14 protein-coding genes and 1 other RNA gene are annotated in these 14,834 nt (G+C 72.0%); 11 read left to right on the top strand and 4 right to left on the bottom strand.

The annotated features are described in order from the left end of the window. Positions 1-8: 8 nt before the first annotated feature. Positions 9-506 carry an SsrA-binding protein SmpB gene (gene smpB / locus ACGFWI_RS20400; RefSeq protein ID WP_393907367.1) on the top strand — a complete coding sequence of 166 codons (498 nt, stop codon included), beginning with the start codon at positions 9-11 and terminating at the stop codon, positions 504-506. Positions 507-631: 125 nt separating this feature from the next. Next, positions 632-1,001, top strand: a transfer-messenger RNA (tmRNA) gene (gene ssrA, locus ACGFWI_RS20395). Positions 1,002-1,132: 131 nt separating this feature from the next. On the opposite strand, the gene ACGFWI_RS20390 is transcribed toward ssrA, so the two are convergent. After that, positions 1,133-2,422 carry an MFS transporter gene (locus ACGFWI_RS20390; RefSeq protein ID WP_393907366.1) on the bottom strand — a complete coding sequence of 430 codons (1,290 nt, stop codon included), beginning with the start codon at positions 2,420-2,422 and terminating at the stop codon, positions 1,133-1,135. Between the two features lie 130 nt (positions 2,423-2,552). Between ACGFWI_RS20390 and ACGFWI_RS20385 the strand changes: the two genes are divergently transcribed. Next, the gene (locus tag ACGFWI_RS20385) at positions 2,553-3,527 is read left to right on the top strand and encodes a LysR family transcriptional regulator (RefSeq protein WP_393907365.1); all 975 of its coding nucleotides are present in this window, start codon (positions 2,553-2,555) and stop codon (positions 3,525-3,527) included. Between the two features lie 114 nt (positions 3,528-3,641). Then, positions 3,642-4,181 (top strand): DUF4232 domain-containing protein, encoded by a 540-nt coding sequence (locus ACGFWI_RS20380; RefSeq protein WP_393907364.1) that lies wholly within the window; start codon positions 3,642-3,644, stop codon positions 4,179-4,181. Positions 4,182-4,187: 6 nt separating this feature from the next. On the opposite strand, the gene ACGFWI_RS20375 is transcribed toward ACGFWI_RS20380, so the two are convergent. Next, positions 4,188-4,508: a DUF397 domain-containing protein gene (locus ACGFWI_RS20375; RefSeq protein ID WP_393907363.1), complete on the bottom strand. Its 321-nt coding sequence runs from the start codon at positions 4,506-4,508 to the stop codon at positions 4,188-4,190. Continuing rightward, on the bottom strand, positions 4,508-5,290 hold the full coding sequence (locus ACGFWI_RS20370; RefSeq protein ID WP_393907362.1) for a helix-turn-helix domain-containing protein: 783 nt from the start codon (positions 5,288-5,290) through the stop codon (positions 4,508-4,510). Before ACGFWI_RS20370 ends, ACGFWI_RS20375 begins: the two co-directional genes overlap by 1 nt. A gap of 153 nt (positions 5,291-5,443) precedes the next feature. Between ACGFWI_RS20370 and ACGFWI_RS20365 the strand changes: the two genes are divergently transcribed. From ACGFWI_RS20365 to ACGFWI_RS20355, 3 genes are all read left to right on the top strand, one after another. Then, positions 5,444-5,848, top strand: a complete 405-nt coding sequence (locus ACGFWI_RS20365) for an ATP-binding protein (RefSeq protein ID WP_393907361.1) — start codon at positions 5,444-5,446, stop codon at positions 5,846-5,848. A 141-nt stretch (positions 5,849-5,989) separates the two neighbouring features. After that, on the top strand, positions 5,990-7,471 hold the full coding sequence (locus ACGFWI_RS20360) for a nitrate/nitrite transporter (RefSeq protein WP_393907360.1): 1,482 nt from the start codon (positions 5,990-5,992) through the stop codon (positions 7,469-7,471). 259 nt (positions 7,472-7,730) lie between these two features. Next, complete coding sequence (locus ACGFWI_RS20355; RefSeq protein ID WP_393907359.1) at positions 7,731-8,915, top strand: uroporphyrinogen-III synthase; 1,185 nt, start codon at positions 7,731-7,733, stop codon at positions 8,913-8,915. 104 nt (positions 8,916-9,019) lie between these two features. On the opposite strand, the gene ACGFWI_RS20350 is transcribed toward ACGFWI_RS20355, so the two are convergent. Continuing rightward, positions 9,020-9,796 carry a class I SAM-dependent methyltransferase gene (locus tag ACGFWI_RS20350; protein ID WP_393907358.1) on the bottom strand — a complete coding sequence of 259 codons (777 nt, stop codon included), beginning with the start codon at positions 9,794-9,796 and terminating at the stop codon, positions 9,020-9,022. Between the two features lie 234 nt (positions 9,797-10,030). Here ACGFWI_RS20350 and ACGFWI_RS20345 point away from each other — a divergent pair, with 234 nt between their 5' ends. The 4 genes from ACGFWI_RS20345 (at position 10,031) to ACGFWI_RS20330 (ending at position 14,779) form a co-directional block, all read left to right on the top strand. Beyond that, positions 10,031-10,672: a CGNR zinc finger domain-containing protein gene (locus ACGFWI_RS20345; protein WP_393907357.1), complete on the top strand. Its 642-nt coding sequence runs from the start codon at positions 10,031-10,033 to the stop codon at positions 10,670-10,672. A 101-nt stretch (positions 10,673-10,773) separates the two neighbouring features. Further along, positions 10,774-11,313 carry a sigma-70 family RNA polymerase sigma factor gene (locus tag ACGFWI_RS20340; RefSeq protein WP_393907356.1) on the top strand — a complete coding sequence of 180 codons (540 nt, stop codon included), beginning with the start codon at positions 10,774-10,776 and terminating at the stop codon, positions 11,311-11,313. After that, positions 11,310-12,053, top strand: coding sequence for an anti-sigma factor family protein (locus ACGFWI_RS20335; protein WP_393907355.1), 744 nt, complete (start codon positions 11,310-11,312; stop codon positions 12,051-12,053). Before ACGFWI_RS20340 ends, ACGFWI_RS20335 begins: the two co-directional genes overlap by 4 nt. A gap of 221 nt (positions 12,054-12,274) precedes the next feature. Then, entirely contained in the window at positions 12,275-14,779 is a 2,505-nt protein-coding gene (locus ACGFWI_RS20330) for a HelD family protein (protein WP_393907354.1), read from the top strand. Positions 14,780-14,834 lie beyond the last annotated feature (55 nt).

Here is a 14,834-nt window from a genome sequence, read left to right as displayed (position 1 = left end):
GCCGCACTATGGCTAAGGACAAGGGCAAGGACAAGGACCCCGGGCGCAAGCTCGTGGCGCAGCACAAGAAGGCGCGGCACGACTACCACATTCTGGACACCTATGAGTGTGGCCTGGTGCTGACCGGCACCGAGGTGAAGTCGCTGCGGCAGGGCCGGGCGTCGCTGGTGGACGGTTTCATCCAGATCGACCGGGGCGAGGCCTGGCTGCACAACGTACATATCCCCGAATACGCCCAGGGCACCTGGACGAACCACAGCGCGCGGCGCAAGCGGAAGCTGCTGATGCACCGCATCGAGATCGACAAGCTGGAGTCCAAGAGCCAGGAGTCGGGGCACACGATCGTGCCGCTGGCCCTCTATTTCAAGGACGGCCGGGCCAAGGTCGAGATCGCTCTGGCCAAGGGCAAGAAGGAGTACGACAAGCGGCAGACGCTCCGCGAGCAGCAGGATCGCCGGGAGACGGACCGCGCGGTCTCGGCGGCGCGGCGCCGGCAGCGGTCCTGATCTGACCCGACGGACCGGTTCCGGCCCGTCCGCCGGGGAATGCGCTGGCAACGGCACGCGTTGGTCACGTACGATGGCATCACACCCCCGCGAGGGGTGTGGGTACCACCTTGATAAATCAACATGGGGATGATCGGTTTCGACAGCGGATGTCGAAGCAGGGGAAGCGAGTCGAGGAAGCGGCAATGATCTCGTAAACCATATGTCGCAACCAATAATCGCCAACACCAAGCGCGATTCCTTCGCCCTCGCTGCCTAAGTAGCGACTTGCGAAGTGTCAGCCCGGGGCTGTTCCCGACCCGGATCCTGGCATCGACTAGGGAACTAAACTTCTAGACCCGGTCACGGGGTCCAGAAGGAAATCAAACAGTGACTGAGCCCGTCGGAGACTTGTTCGCGTGATCTCCGGGGCCGAGAAAATCGCAGCGAACTGCACTCGGAGAAGCCCTGTTTCTGCACCGTTGGACGCGGGTTCGATTCCCGCCATCTCCACTCATCCCATGTGAGGCCCAGGCCCCGTCTGTCCGAGAGGACAGCGGGGCCTGAGTCGTTTCCGCCCGAGTTCGTTTCGCGGCCCGGCCCGGTCGTGGCGACCTTCCCCCGGCGGCTGCGGCACACGGACCCGATCAGCTGGCGGGCGCCGGCGGGCGGTCCGGGCGACGGCGTGCCGTCGGCAGGGTGACGGTCAGCGCGAGGGCGGCCGCCGCCGCGGGAACCCCGTAGGCCGCGCCCGCCCCGCCCAGGTGCTCGACCGCCCAGCCGCCGCTCGCCGATCCGGCCGCGATACCGCCCAGCAGCGCGGTCACGGCGAGCGTCATGCCCTCGTTCAGCTGACCGGGCGGCGTCAGCGACTGGACGAGTCCCATGCCGGTGACCATGGTCGGCGCGGTTGCCGTACCGGCCAGGAGGAGCGCGACGGCCAGCGTCGCCGGGCTCCCCGTCGCGGCCGCGAGCAGCGGGAGCAGCATCAGGGCCGCCATCGCCGCGGTGCAGGCCAGGAAGCGGTGGCCGGCACGGCCCGTGGGGCGCAGCAGGCCGTAGAGCAGCCCCGCCGCGCAGGAGCCCGCCGCCTGCAGGGCGAGCAGTCCGCCCGCCGCGGTCCGTACGCCGTGCCCGTCGGCGAAGGCGATCGTCACGACCTCCAGGGAGCCGAAGACCGCGCCGGTGGCGAGGAAGATCACCAGGAGCGGCGGCAGCCCCGGCAGACGCAGCGGGGAGCGGGGCCGGCCGGTGGCCGGTGGCGGCGCTACGGGGGGTTCGGTGCGGCGCTGGGCCGCGAAGAGCAGCACGCCGGTCAGCAGCAGCGCCGCGGCCACCGCCGTGCCCGCCTCCGGGAAGAGCACGGTGCACAGCAGCGTGGCGAGCACCGGCCCGAGCATGAAACACAGCTCGTCCGCGGCCTGTTCGAAGGAGTTGGCGGTGTGCCGGGCGGCCGGGTCGTCGCGGAAGAGGTGCGCCCAGCGGGCGCGGGACATCCCGCCGGTGTTGGGAGTGGTGGCGGTGGCGGCGTAGGAGGCGAAGAGGGTCCAGTCGGGCGCCCCGTAGCGGACGCACAGGAGCAGCGAGAGCGAGCCGAGGACGGCGACCGCGGTCGCCGGGACCGCGGTACGGGACTGGCCGTGGCGGTCGACCATCCGGGCGGTCCACGGCCCGACCAGCGCCGTTGCCGCCAGCCCGGTCGCGGTGACCGCCCCGGCCAGCGCGTAGGAGCCACGCGAGCCGGCGATCATCAGCACCGCGCTGACGCTGAGCATCCCCATGGGCAGCCGCGCCAGCAGGTTGGCGGCCGTGAAGGCGCGGGTGCCGGGGACGGCGAAAATCCGGCCGTAGGGGGCGAGGGCGCGGAGGCGGGCACGCTGCGGGGCCGGGCGTACGGGCGGGGCGGTGACCGGCCGGGCGGCGAGGAAGAGGATCATGCCTCTACGGTCGCGGACGCTCCCGCCGCCCGTCCAACACCTGATCAGCGCGCATTCACGCACTGGTGTTGTCAATGCGCATCGGCCCTCTGCATGCCTCGGCGGACACCGCTGCTGCCAGGATGACCCGATGCCGTACGACATCGATCCGCGTCTGCTCCGGGCCTTTCTCGTCGTCGCCGAGGAGCTGCACTTCACCCGGGCCGCCGCCCGGATGTACGTCGCCCAGCAGGCGCTGAGCCGCGACATCCGGCGCCTGGAGCGGGAGCTGGGCGCCGCGCTGTTCCTGCGGACCACCCGCCAGGTCACCCTGACCGCTGACGGGGCGCGCCTTCTGCCGTACGCACGGCGGGTGTTGACCGCGTACGACGAGCTGGCCGCCGCGTTCCGGGCCGCGCCCGAGCGGCCGTTGCTGGTCGATGTGGGTGTCCCGGTCGGTACCGCCCACGGGGTGCTGGAGGCGGCCAGGGACCGGGTGCCGGACATCTGTGAGCTGGTGGCCCGCTTCCACAGCGGGCTGACGGGTGCGGCGGCCGAGGTGGCGGCCGGACGGCTCGATGTCTCCTTCGGCCGGATCGCGGCGCTGCCGGCCGGCGTACGGGCCGGTCTCGATCATCAGCCGGTCCGGCTGGAGCCGATGGCCGTCCTGCTGCGCGAGGACCATCCGCTGGCCGCACGGCCCGCCGTCGCCCTCGCGGAGCTGGCCGGCGAGACGCTCTACGCGGCCGCCGGCAACCCGCGGACCGCGGAGTGGACGGACCTGGCCGAGCGGCTCTTCGCGGGGCGCGGCATCGCGACGGCCGAGCCGTTCCCGGAGATCGAGGGCTCGCAGGAGTTCGTACGGGTGGTGCGCAAGCGGGGGTGGTCGGTGCTGGCGAGCGTGGAGTTCATCGAGGTGCCGGGGATGGTGCTGCGGCCGCTCGTCGACCCCGTACCGCTCTCACCGGTCTCGATGGTGTGGCGGCGGGGGCTGCGGCATCCGGGGCTGGACGCGTTGCGGGCGGCGGCCCGCGAACTGGCCGACCGGAACGCCTGGTTGACGCCGCCCGGGAGTGCGTGGTGGCTCCCGGAGGAGGATGCGCGGGTGATGGGCGTACGCCGGTGACCGCCGGGCGTCCGCGGCGGCGCGGGCAAGAATGTTCGGCGCCGAGGCAACCGCCAACGCGCGAAATGTTTCCTTAACGGCAGGGAATTCTGTGCCGAACGAACAGGGGGAGCCGTGCGACGGCGTTCACTTCTCGCGGTGGTGGCGGCCGCGCTGGCCTTGACCGTCACAGCGGGCCTGGCCCTGACCGGCTGCGGCTCGGCGCGGATGGCGGCGCTGCACGCCAACTGCACGACCAAGGGCCTGCGCTGGCAGCTCACCGTCCTGAAGAAGAAGCCGCACACCGAGCAGCGTGAGGCCCGGCTGTCCATCGCCAACACCGGCGCGGGCCCCTGTGTGTTCCAAGGCTTCCCCCTCTTCGAGGTCCATGTCGGCAAGGGGCCCGAGTCGGATGCCGAAGGGCATGGCAAGGCCCTGCCGATAGACCTGGGGCGTGGCGGGACGGTCCTGGCGGCCCTGCGCTACAGGGACTGCCCCGGGAGCACACCGCCGAGCGCCGCGATGGTCAGCAACGACAGGGCCGTGGTGGCCGCGCCGCGCGACTACCGGGGCGCGCAGCTGGTCGAGGCACGGGACGAGAAGGGCAAGCGCCTGCGGATGACCCTCTGCGCGGACCGGATATGGATGGACCCGCCGCGCGAAGCGGCCGAGTAGCCCCGGTTACGGGGCCGTTGAGGCGGCAGCGGTACGCGCGGCGTACGAGGTGAACGAGGCCCAGGAACCCGGCGAGAAGTCGAGGTGCGGGCCCCGCGGGTCCTTGGAGTCGCGGACGTGGATGGTGGTGGGGTGGGCGGCCACCTCTACGCAGTTGTCGCCTTGTTCGCTGCTGTGGCTGGACTTGCGCCAGGTGTAAGCGACTTCCAGGCAGTTGCCGCCTTCGCTGCCGCTGTAGCTGGACTTGTGCCAGTCGTACGCCACTTCGAGGCAGGCGCCGCCCTCGCTGCCGCTGTAGCTGGACTTGAACCACGTCAGATGGGTCATCACTCTCCTAGCAGCCGGTCCAGCAGGCCCACGGTTTCCTCTGCGTTGAGGGCCTGCATTCGCAGCATTCCATATTTCTGAGCGAGGATGCTGACCTCATCAGCGTCCGAAGTCAGCTCGCTGCTGCGTTGCGCCTCGGTATAGGCGAGGTGTTGATGGTCGGCGGTTTCCAGCAGTACGAACGGTCCGTCGAGCCCGGCGTGATGCTCTCGCTTCAGTGGCAGGATCTGAATGGATACGCCGGTGAGTTCCGCGCACTGACGCAGGTGGGTGATCTGGCCCCGCATGACCTCGCGGCCCCCGATGTTGCTCAGCACGACGGCTTCGGAGATGACGAAGCTGGCGGAGACGGGGTTCAGCTTGTGCAGGATCTGCTGACGATCCAATCGGTCTGTGACGCTCTGCTCGACCTTTTCCTCGCTGAGGTGCGGAATTTTGCTGCGGAACGTGGCGCCTGCGTAGCCCTCAGTCTGGAGCAGGCCAGGGACGACACCGTTCTCATAGCCGCAGAGCGAGATCGCCTGCCGCTCATGCGCCATGAAGTCCTCCGCCCAGATCGGATACTTCTCCTTCGGCGGCAGCTTCGCGACCCCCGCCGCCAGCGCCCCGCCCGTGTTCAGGAGCTGGTCGAACTCGGTGGCCAGGTGCGGCATCAGGGCACGCCTGCCCTGCTCGATGGAGGCGATGGTCTCCTCGGAGGCGGTGGTGCGGTCTCCGAGGCTGCGCTGGGTGAGGCCGGCGTTGATGCGGAACAGCGCTAATTGGGCGCCGATGACTTCCATGGCTGCGGAGTGTCGGTTCTTGGGCTTGCTTCGCGGCTGCATGGCGTTCCACTCCCCGTACTTCGGTGCCGGTGACCGTGTGTGCGCCCGTACTCACCGCGAGTACGGGTTCGCGTACTGGGCAGCGTAGTGACCCACTGCGACCGTCATCGCATGAACGCAGAGACTCAACTCCCCTTTCCGCGCGAGCGGTTCTACCGGCGGGAGCGGCGATCGGTGCCGTTGGCGCGGGAGTTCGTGCGGGCGGCGCTCACGGAGTGGGGGGCCGGGGAGCGGGCGGACGCGGTGTTGCTGTGTGTGAGCGAGCCGGCGACGAACGCGCTGCGTCACGGGGTTCCGCCGGGGCGCGGTTTCCGGCTGTACGTGTGGCCGCCCGCGGGCGGGGTGCTGCGGCTGGAGGTGCACGACAGCGGGGACGGCTGGCCGGTGGTGCGGACCGGCGCGGGGCCGGTGGACGAGGGCGGGCGCGGGCTGCTGCTGGTGGAGGCGCCGGCGGACAAGTGGGGCGTGGGGGAGCGGAGGCCCGGCAAGGTCGTCTGGTGTGAGTTCGGCCTGTGACGAGGGGCGCGCCCCGCCCGCCCTCACCGGCCCCCGCTCCATCGCGTGAGTGCAAGGTTTCGTCCGCGTCACCGGGCGGCACGGTACGGAAACCCGTCGTCCCTAGCGTCAGGGAGCAAGGACCTGACCCCTGGAGGCGCCATGACGGCCGCGGCAGCCAAGACCCGTAGCGACAGCCCTGATGACATCCCTGCCGAGACTCTCGCCGAGAAACCTGACGACGGCCGTAGTGGCGGCCGGGTGCGCAGGGGCGGGCGGTGGATCGAGCACTGGGATCCGGAGGACGAGGGCTTCTGGCGGGAGAGGGGGGAGCGGGTCGCGCGGCGGAACCTCGCCTTCTCCGTGCTCTCCGAGCACATCGGGTTCTCCATCTGGAGCCTGTGGTCGGTGATGGTGCTGTTCATGGGGCCCGAGTACGGGGTCGATCCGGCCGGGAAGTTCTTCCTGGTGGCGATGCCGACGCTGGTGGGCGGGGTGCTGCGGGTGCCGTACACCTTCGCGGTGGCGCGGTTCGGCGGGCGCAACTGGACGGTGCTGAGCGCGGCGATGCTGCTGGTGCCGGTCGCGGTGGCGGCGGTGGTGATGGAGCCCGGTACCTCGTACGGCACGTTCCTGCTGGTCGCGGCGCTGGCGGGGGTCGGCGGCGGAAACTTCGCCTCGTCGATGACCAACATCAACTCCTTCTATCCGCTGCGGAAGAAGGGGTGGGCGCTGGGGCTGAACGCCGGTGGCGGCAACATCGGGGTGCCGGTGATCCAGCTGCTGGGGCTGCTGGTGATCGGGACGGCGGGGGCCGCGCATCCGCGGATCGTGCTGGCCGTCTATGTGCCGCTGATCGTCCTCGCGGCGGTGCTCGCGGCGCTGTTCATGGACAACCTCGCGCCGGTGACGAACGACACCGGGGCGGCCCTCGACGCCGCCAGGGAGCCGCACACCTGGGTGATGTCGCTGCTGTACATCGGCACCTTCGGGTCGTTCATCGGCTACAGCTTCGCCTTCGGCCTGGTGCTGCAGAACCAGTTCGCGCGCACGCCCCTCCAGGCCGCGTCGCTGACGTTCATCGGGCCGCTGCTGGGCTCGCTGATCCGGCCGGTCGGCGGGCGGCTGGCGGACCGGTTCGGCGGCGCCCGGATCACGCTGGGGAACTTCGCGGCGATGGGCCTGGCCACGGGTGTGGTGATCTACGCCTCGGCGGCGCGGTCGCTGCCGGTGTTCCTCGTCGGGTTCATCGCGCTGTTCGTGCTGACGGGGCTCGGCAACGGCTCCACGTACAAGATGATCCCGGGGATCTTCCAGGCCCAGGCGCTGCGGCGCGGGCTGGCGGGGGAGGAGGCCGCGGTATACGGACGGCGGCTGTCGGGGGCGGCGATGGGGCTGATCGGGGCGGTGGGCGCGCTCGGCGGGCTGGCCATCAATCTGGCCTTCCGGCAGTCGTTCCTGGTGGCCGGGTCGGGCACCCCGGCGTTTGTGTCGTTCCTGGTCTGCTACGTGGTGTGCGGGGCGGTGACCTGGGGCGTATATCTGCGTCCCGCGGTGCGCGGGCGGCGTACGGCACAAGCGGCGGACGGGGCGGACGCGGCGGCCGTGGAAGGGGAGCGGCGCCCGGTGTACGCGGAGGTGTGAGCGGCGGGACGGGCGCGGGGGACCGGTCCGATCCGGGCCGCCGCGCCCTGTTCCTGCCCCCTGTTGCTGCGCCGTGTGGGCGGCAGGGGGCAGGGGTGGGCATGCGGCCCGTCGTAACCGTGGGGAAATACTGGAGGACCGGGGTCGTCACGTGCCGTTGGCACCTTGGCACCTTGACACCCTGGAAGTTCGTGCCGCCCGAGCCGCGGCGGTACGGAAGCACGAGGCAGTACACCACTCTGGGCGGAGCGGGACGACCATGCACGATCAGCAGCAGGAGCACGGCGAGCAGGAGCGGACGGCGCCGGAACCGGCCGTACGGCCGCTGGACGGGTTCACCGTCGGGGTGACCGCGGCCCGGCGCGCGGAGGAGCTGGGCGCCCTGTTGGAGCGGCGCGGCGCGCAGGTGATGCATGCGCCCGCGCTGCGTATCGTCCCGCTGTCGGACGACACCGAGCTGCTCGCGGTGACCTCGGACCTGATCGACCGGGCGCCCGATGTCGTCGTGGCCACCACCGCCATCGGCTTCCGCGGCTGGGTCGAGGCCGCGGAGGGCTGGGGCCTGGGCGAGGCGCTGCTGGACCGGCTGGCCGGGGTGGAGCTGCTGGCGCGCGGGCCCAAGGTGCGCGGTGCGATCCGGGCCGCCGGGCTGACCGAGAAGTGGTCGCCGGCCTCCGAGTCGATGGCCGAGGTGCTGGACCGGCTGCTGGAAGAGGGCGTCTCCGGGCGCCGGGTGGCCGTACAGCTGCACGGGGAGCCGCTGCCGGGCTTCGTCGAGGCGTTGCGGGCCGGCGGTGCGGAGGTGGTCGGCGTCCCCGTGTACCGCTGGATGCCGCCGGAGGACATCGGGCCGGTCGACCGGCTGCTGGACGCGGTGACCTCGCGCGCCGTGGACGCGGTGACCTTCACCAGCGCGCCGGCCGCCGCGTCGCTGCTGCGCCGGGCCCAGGAGCGCGGGATCCGTGCGGAGGTGCTGGCGGCGCTGCGGCAGGAGGTGCTGCCGGTGTGCGTGGGGCCGGTGACCGCGCTGCCGCTCCAGGCGGAGGACATCCCCACGCTTCAGCCGGAGCGCTTCCGGCTGGGGCCGCTGGTGCAGGTGCTGTGCCGTGAACTCCCGGGCCGGGTGCGGCCGCTGCCGGTGGCCGGGCGGCGGCTGGAGATCCGCGGGCACGCCGTCGTGGTGGACGGCGCGCTGCGGCCGGTGCCGCCGGCCGGGATGGCGCTGCTGGGGGCGCTGGCGCGCCGCCCCGGCTGGGTGGTCTCCCGTGCGGAGCTGTTGCGCGCACTGCCGGGGGCGGGCCGGGACGAGCATGCGGTGGAGACCGCGATGGCCCGGCTGCGGGGGGCGCTGGGCGCGCCGAAGCTGATCCAGACGGTCGTCAAGCGCGGCTACCGGCTGTCGCTCGACCCGCATGCGGACACGGACAAGTACGGCGGGGAGTAGCGGCCTCGCGCGGGGCCGGAGCCGGGGCCGGTCCGGCGGGGAGCCGCGGCCTCGCGGGCGGGGGAGCGGGGACCGGCCCGGCGGCTCGGGGGCGGTCCGGCGCCCTACGCGGGGTTGTTCACCCGGATCTTGGACTGGCCGTGCGGCCGCTTCTCCCAGTCCGCCATGAAGCGCGCCTCCAGGCCGTGTGTGCGGGCCAGCCGCAGCAGGGTCTCGGTCCGGTAGTAGAAGTCCTCGCGCAGCACCTGGTGTTCGGCGCCCTCGGTGCGGTCGAAGGTGAAGTCGAAGAAGCCGCCGGGTGCCAGGATCCGGCCGACGTGGGCGAGGCACTCGTCGATGACGCCGAGCGGTGAGTGCGAGAAGACGCTGTGCGCGTGGACGACGTCGAAGTGGGCGGACGGCAGGAAGTCCAGCGTCAGGTTCTGGGTGATCGTCAAGTGCGGAAGCTTGTCCTGGAGCTCGTAGGTCGTCAGGGTCTGCTTCGCGGATATCAGGATGTCCGGCGAGATGTCGATGCCGTAGTAGTTGCCGGTGTCCAGATGGGCGATGAAGCGCCAGCCGGCGCGCAGATTGCCGCAGCCGATGTCCAGCATCCGGTGGCCGGGCTTCAGCCCGTGCTCGGCCAGGTAGTCGAACTGCATCTCGCCCAGCGCCAGCCAGCGTTCATGACTGCGGCTGCCGACCGCGGCCTCCGGGTTGCGGCCGGTGTCCGAGGACATCACCGCCCGGTAGTACGCGACATGGTCGGGGTGCTTGAAGCGGAGCCATGTGTCGCGGGCGGTGCGCTTGGCGTACGGGGCGATCCGGGCCGGGTTGCGGACCGCGTAACCGATCTTGTGGGTCAGGCCGGCGCGGTTCGTGAGCAGGGACTTGCGCGACATGGAGACCTTCGTCCTGGAGGGGCAAGGAGCGCTACGACATGCGGCGGGCCGGGGCGCGAGGGCCCGCGGACCGCCGCGCCGCGGACTATACATGAGATGTATACACACAGCGTCTACGTACGAGGTTCCTGTGCGGTGCATGCGTGGAGTGATCGCCTCCGGAGGGTTCCGGCGAGCCCCCGGGGCGGGCACTCTGGGAGCACACACGTTTGGTCCCTAAGGAGTGACAGGCACATGGCGTCGCCTTGCGACCTGCGGTTCGACTGCGGGCGGATCTGCCTGGACCTGGCGGCCACGACCGACGGCGCCCCCGCCGAACGGCTCACCGGCCCCGACCAGTTGCGGGCGTGGCTGGTCGGAGCGGGGCTGGTGCCGCGCGGCACCCCGCTGGACGGCGTGGACGGCAGCTGGGTCGGCCGCTTCCGCGCACTGCGCGAGCTGCTGCGCCGCGTGGTGCACGCAGAGCTGCGGGGCCGGGCGGACGACGCCGATCTGGCGCTGGTCAACTCCGCGGCCGGGTCCGGGCAGCCGCCCGCCCTGTGCGCGGTACGCACCGCCGACGGCACCCTCGCCGGTGCCCTCCCCGGCCCGCCCGACTGCGCCGGGCTGCTGGCCGCGGTGGCCCGGGACGCGATCGGGCTGCTGACCGACGAGGTGGCCCGCGCGCAGCTGCGGCAGTGCGCGGGCGAGAGCTGCACCCTGGTGTATCTGGACACATCGCGCGGCCGGCGCCGCCGCTGGTGCTCCAGCGAGGTGTGCGGCAACCGGGAGCGGGTGGCCCGGCACCGGAGGCGGACGACGGTGCGCAGGGAGCAGGACGGAAGCGCTGGTCAGGGTGCCGTGACCGGCGCAGAAAAATTTTCCGCCGAACTCTGAGTAACCCGTCCGTCCCGTCCGTACTCCTCACCGCAAGTCCGATTCATGGCAGGGTCCCCCGGCGATCTTGGGCGATCTGGGCTATCGACCCGGGAGTTGGAGTGCGTAAGGATGCCGTCGTGGCAGACAGGACGACACCTGACGAGGAGCTCATGCGAGCCCTCTATGACGATCATGCGGGCCCGCTACTCGCCTTCGTCCTGCGATTGGTGGCGGGCGACCGGCACCGCGCGGAGGACGTGGTGCAGGAGACGCTGGTGCGCGCCTGGCGCAACGCCGACCAGTTGCAACGGGCGACCGGCTCGATACGCCCCTGGCTGGTGACCGTCGCACGGCGGATCGTCATCGACGGGCACCGCAGCCGTAAGGCTCGGCCCCAAGAGGTCGACCCGACCCCTCTGGAGACGATGCCCGCCGCCGATGTGATCGACCGGGCACTGCGCCTGATGACGATCTCCGAGGCGCTGAGCGACCTGAGCCAGGCCCACCGAGAGGCCCTCGTCGAGACGTACTTCAAGGAACGTACGGTCAACGAGGCAGCGGAGGTGCTGCGCGTACCGGCCGGGACCGTGCGGTCCCGGGTGTTCTACGCGCTGCGCTCCCTGAGACTCTCGCTCGAGGAACGAGGAGTGACGGAGTGAACCCGCCCACGCAGCCGGACCGGCACACCGACGTCGGCGCCTACGCGCTGGGCGTCCTGGACGCTGCCGACGCCGACCGGTTCGAGGCGCATCTCGTCGGCTGTCACCAGTGCGCGGCCGAGCTCGAAGAACTCATGGGCCTGTCGCCGGTACTGGCCGAGTTCAAGCAGTCCGCGCCCACCCCGCAGACGATCACAGCCGTCCCCGGCCCGGGGCTGCTGGACGGACTGCTCGACGAGGTCGCCGTCACCCGGCGCGGCCGTGCCCGGCGACGGCTGTTCCTGGTCGCCGCGGCCGCCGTGCTGATCGTCGGCGGGCCGCTCGCCGCCCTCACCCTGAAGCCCCAGGGCTCCGAGGAGAAGCCGACGCCGCCGCTGGCGAACGCCGTCCGGGCCCAGTACGCGGCGGGCGAGAAGGCGAGCTCCGTCGACCCGGACACCAAGGTCTCGGCGGGCGTCTCCATGGCGGCACGGCCCTGGGGCACCCAGGTCGTCCTGGAACTCGCCAACGTCAAGGGGCCGCTCACCTGCGACCTGGTCGCCGTCGGCAAGGACGGCAAACGGCAGACCATCACCACCTGGGCGGTGCCCAAGGGGGGCTACGGCGTCCCGGGCGGCGCCGCGAAGTGGAACCGCGAGCCGCTGTACGCGGCGGGCGGCGCGGGCTTCAACCGCGGCGACATCGACCACTTCGAGGTCACCACGATGGACGGCAAGCAGCTGGCGAAGGTGAACGTCTGAGCGGTGCGGGCAGGCGCCCCGGGCCGGGTACGGCACGGGGCGCCCGTCAAGGACCGCCATGCTTCCGATCGGCAATCCCTTCGGCCGGGTCACGCCCGACGTAAAGGCTTGAGTCAACATCCGACCAAACTCGCCCGACTTTGTCCCTTTCACCAGGTGCGCGCGGTGCCTGGTTCGCGTACGGTTGACGGCTGCCCTACGCACAGCAGAAGGGGGCCTGGGTGGCCGCGCACAACGCCACGCACGCACCGGATCACGCTTCGGATTCCGTTCGCGACCGTGAGATCGAATCCGAGCAGACGCATCTGGACCGCGTCTACCGGCGCCTCGAGGAGAAGATCCACGAGGCGGAGTTCCTGATGAACGACGCCGCCCAACGCGGCCAGGTCGGCACGCCCGGCGCACTCGCCGAACGTGACGCCCAGGTCTTCCAGGCCGGCGTCCATCTCCACCGCCTGAATTCCGAGTACGAGGACTTCCTCTTCGGCCGGATCGACCTGCTCCTCGGCAAGGACGGCCAGAAGGGCTCGGACGGCGCCTTCACCTCCGTCGAGCCCGCCGACGGTGCCATCGAGGACAACCGCGCCGCGATCGCCGAGACGCTGCACATCGGCCGCCTCGGCGTTCTCGACGCGGACTACTCCCCGCTGGTCATCGACTGGCGGGCGCCGGCCGCCGCGCCCTTCTACCGGGCCACCCCGGTCGCGCCGGGCCGGGTCGTGCGCCGACGGGTGATCCGCTCCAAGGGCCGCAAGGTCCTCGGCGTCGAGGACGATCTGATGCGCCCGGAGGTCACCGCCACGCTGGACGGCGAGGAGCTGCCGGCGATCGGTGACGGTGCGCTGATGGCCGCGCTGGGCCGGGCCCGCAGCCACACCATGCGGGACATCGTCGCCTCCATCCAGGCCGAGCAGGACATGGTGATCCGGGCTCCCGCCGCCTCCGTCACCGAGGTCGAGGGCGGTCCCGGCACGGGCAAGACCGCGGTGGCGCTGCACCGCGCCGCCTACCTCCTCTACCAGGACCGGCGCCGCTACGCGGGCGGCATCCTGATCGTCTCCCCGACGCCGCTGCTGGTCGCCTACACCGAAGGCGTCCTGCCGTCGCTCGGCGAGGAGGGCCAGGTCGCCATCCGGGCGCTCGGCTCGCTGGTGGACGGCGCCGAGGCGACCGCATTCGACCCGCCCGCGGTGGCCCGTATCAAGGGCTCCTCCCGGATGCAGAAGCTGCTGCGCAAGGCGGCACGCGGGGCACTGGAGCTGGCGGCCCCCGCGGCCGCGGCGCCGGAATCCTCCCCCCGGGCGGGCGAGGACGCCCAGCTCTCCCTGGAGGACCTCTTCACCGCGCCCGCCGAGAACGGCGCCGACGACGGGGAACGCAAGGGCCGCCGCACCCGCTCCAGACCCTCCCGCCCCGCCCCGGTCGTACCCGCCCGGCTGCGGGTGGTGGCCTTCGGCCAGCGGATCGAGCTGGACGCCGACGAGCTGCATGCCATCCGGCAGTCCGCACTCGGCGGCACCGCACCGGTCAATCTGCTGCGCCCGCGCGCCCGCCGGCTGATCCTGGACGCCCTGTGGGCCAAGTCCGGCGCCACCCGCCGCTACACGGACCCCGAACTGGCCGCCGAGGCCCGCGAGGGCTTCGACGAGGACATCACCACCGAGCCCGACTTCCAGGAGTTCCTGGACGCCTGGTGGCCCGAGCTGACCCCGCGCGGGGTCCTCGCCGCGATGGCCGACGAGCGCCTGCTGGGCCGTTGGGCGCGCCGGATCCTCCATCAGCGCGAGGTGCGCCAACTGGCCCGCTCGCTGCGGCGGTTGGACGACACGGGGCACGGTCCGCTGTCGGTGCACGATGTCGCGCTGCTGGACGAGCTGCAGCTGGTTCTCGGCGCCCCGATCCGCCCGCCCCGTCCGCGCGAGGCCGATCCGCTGGACCATCTGACGGGCCTGGAGGAGCTCTCGACCTACACGGAGCGCAACGGCGGCGGCCGCAGTCGGCGCGAACGGCTGGAGGAGGAGCGCACCGACTACGCCCATGTCATCGTCGACGAGGCGCAGGACCTGACGCCGATGCAGTGGCGGATGGTCGGCCGCCGCGGCCGGCATGCGACCTGGACGGTCGTCGGGGACCCCGCGCAGTCCTCGTGGTCCGACCCGGACGAGGCCGCCGTCGCCCGTGACGAGGCGCTCGGTACCCGTCCGCGCCGCCGCTTCACGCTCACCGTGAACTATCGCAACCCCGCGGAGATCGCCGAACTGGCCGCCAAGGTGCTGGCGCTGGCGATGCCCGGTATGCAGTCGCCGAAGGCGGTTCGCTCCACGGGCCTTCAGCCGCGCTTCGCGCTCGTCGCGGACGGGGACCGCGAGGCCCGGTCCGCCGACGAGGCGGCGCTGGCGCAGGCCACGGTGGCCGAGGCCGAGCGGCTGCTGGACGAGGTGGACGGCACGGTCGGCGTCGTGGTGGCCATGAACCGTCGGGCGCAGGCCCGCCGTTGGCTGGCCCCGCTCGGCGACCGGGTGGTGGCTCTGGGCTCCCTGGAGGCCAAGGGGCTGGAGTACGACGCCACGCTGGTGGTCTCGCCGGCCGAGATCGCCGATGAGTCCCCGGCCGGACTTCGGGTCCTGTACGTGGCGCTGACCCGGGCCACCCGGCAGCTGACCGTGCTGTCGGCCGGACGGGACGAGCCGGACGCGGCCGGGGTGCCGGATCTGCTGCGGGACTGACCGGCCGCCGGGCCGTTCCGGCACCCGTACGGCGGGCGCAGCCGCGCGCTGCGCG

This window comes from Streptomyces sp. NPDC048434, assembly GCF_043200375.1.
GTDB lineage: Bacteria > Actinomycetota > Actinomycetes > Streptomycetales > Streptomycetaceae > Streptomyces.
The sequence above is the reverse complement of the archived record's forward strand: the minus strand, read 5'-3'. Positions and strand labels throughout refer to the sequence as shown.

What these genes read in the sequence shown, in the direction of transcription:
- smpB (WP_393907367.1), top strand. Translation starts at nt 9, where the DNA reads ATGGCTAAGGACAAGGGCAAGGACAAGGACCCCGGGCGCAAGCTCGTG.
- ACGFWI_RS20390 (WP_393907366.1), bottom strand. Translation starts at nt 2,422, where the DNA reads ATGATCCTCTTCCTCGCCGCCCGGCCGGTCACCGCCCCGCCCGTACGC.
- ACGFWI_RS20385 (WP_393907365.1), top strand. Translation starts at nt 2,553, where the DNA reads ATGCCGTACGACATCGATCCGCGTCTGCTCCGGGCCTTTCTCGTCGTC.
- ACGFWI_RS20375 (WP_393907363.1), bottom strand. Translation starts at nt 4,508, where the DNA reads ATGACCCATCTGACGTGGTTCAAGTCCAGCTACAGCGGCAGCGAGGGC.
- ACGFWI_RS20370 (WP_393907362.1), bottom strand. Translation starts at nt 5,290, where the DNA reads ATGGAAGTCATCGGCGCCCAATTAGCGCTGTTCCGCATCAACGCCGGC.
- ACGFWI_RS20365 (WP_393907361.1), top strand. Translation starts at nt 5,444, where the DNA reads ATGAACGCAGAGACTCAACTCCCCTTTCCGCGCGAGCGGTTCTACCGG.
- ACGFWI_RS20360 (WP_393907360.1), top strand. Translation starts at nt 5,990, where the DNA reads ATGACGGCCGCGGCAGCCAAGACCCGTAGCGACAGCCCTGATGACATC.
- ACGFWI_RS20355 (WP_393907359.1), top strand. Translation starts at nt 7,731, where the DNA reads ATGCACGATCAGCAGCAGGAGCACGGCGAGCAGGAGCGGACGGCGCCG.
- ACGFWI_RS20350 (WP_393907358.1), bottom strand. Translation starts at nt 9,796, where the DNA reads ATGTCGCGCAAGTCCCTGCTCACGAACCGCGCCGGCCTGACCCACAAG.
- ACGFWI_RS20345 (WP_393907357.1), top strand. Translation starts at nt 10,031, where the DNA reads ATGGCGTCGCCTTGCGACCTGCGGTTCGACTGCGGGCGGATCTGCCTG.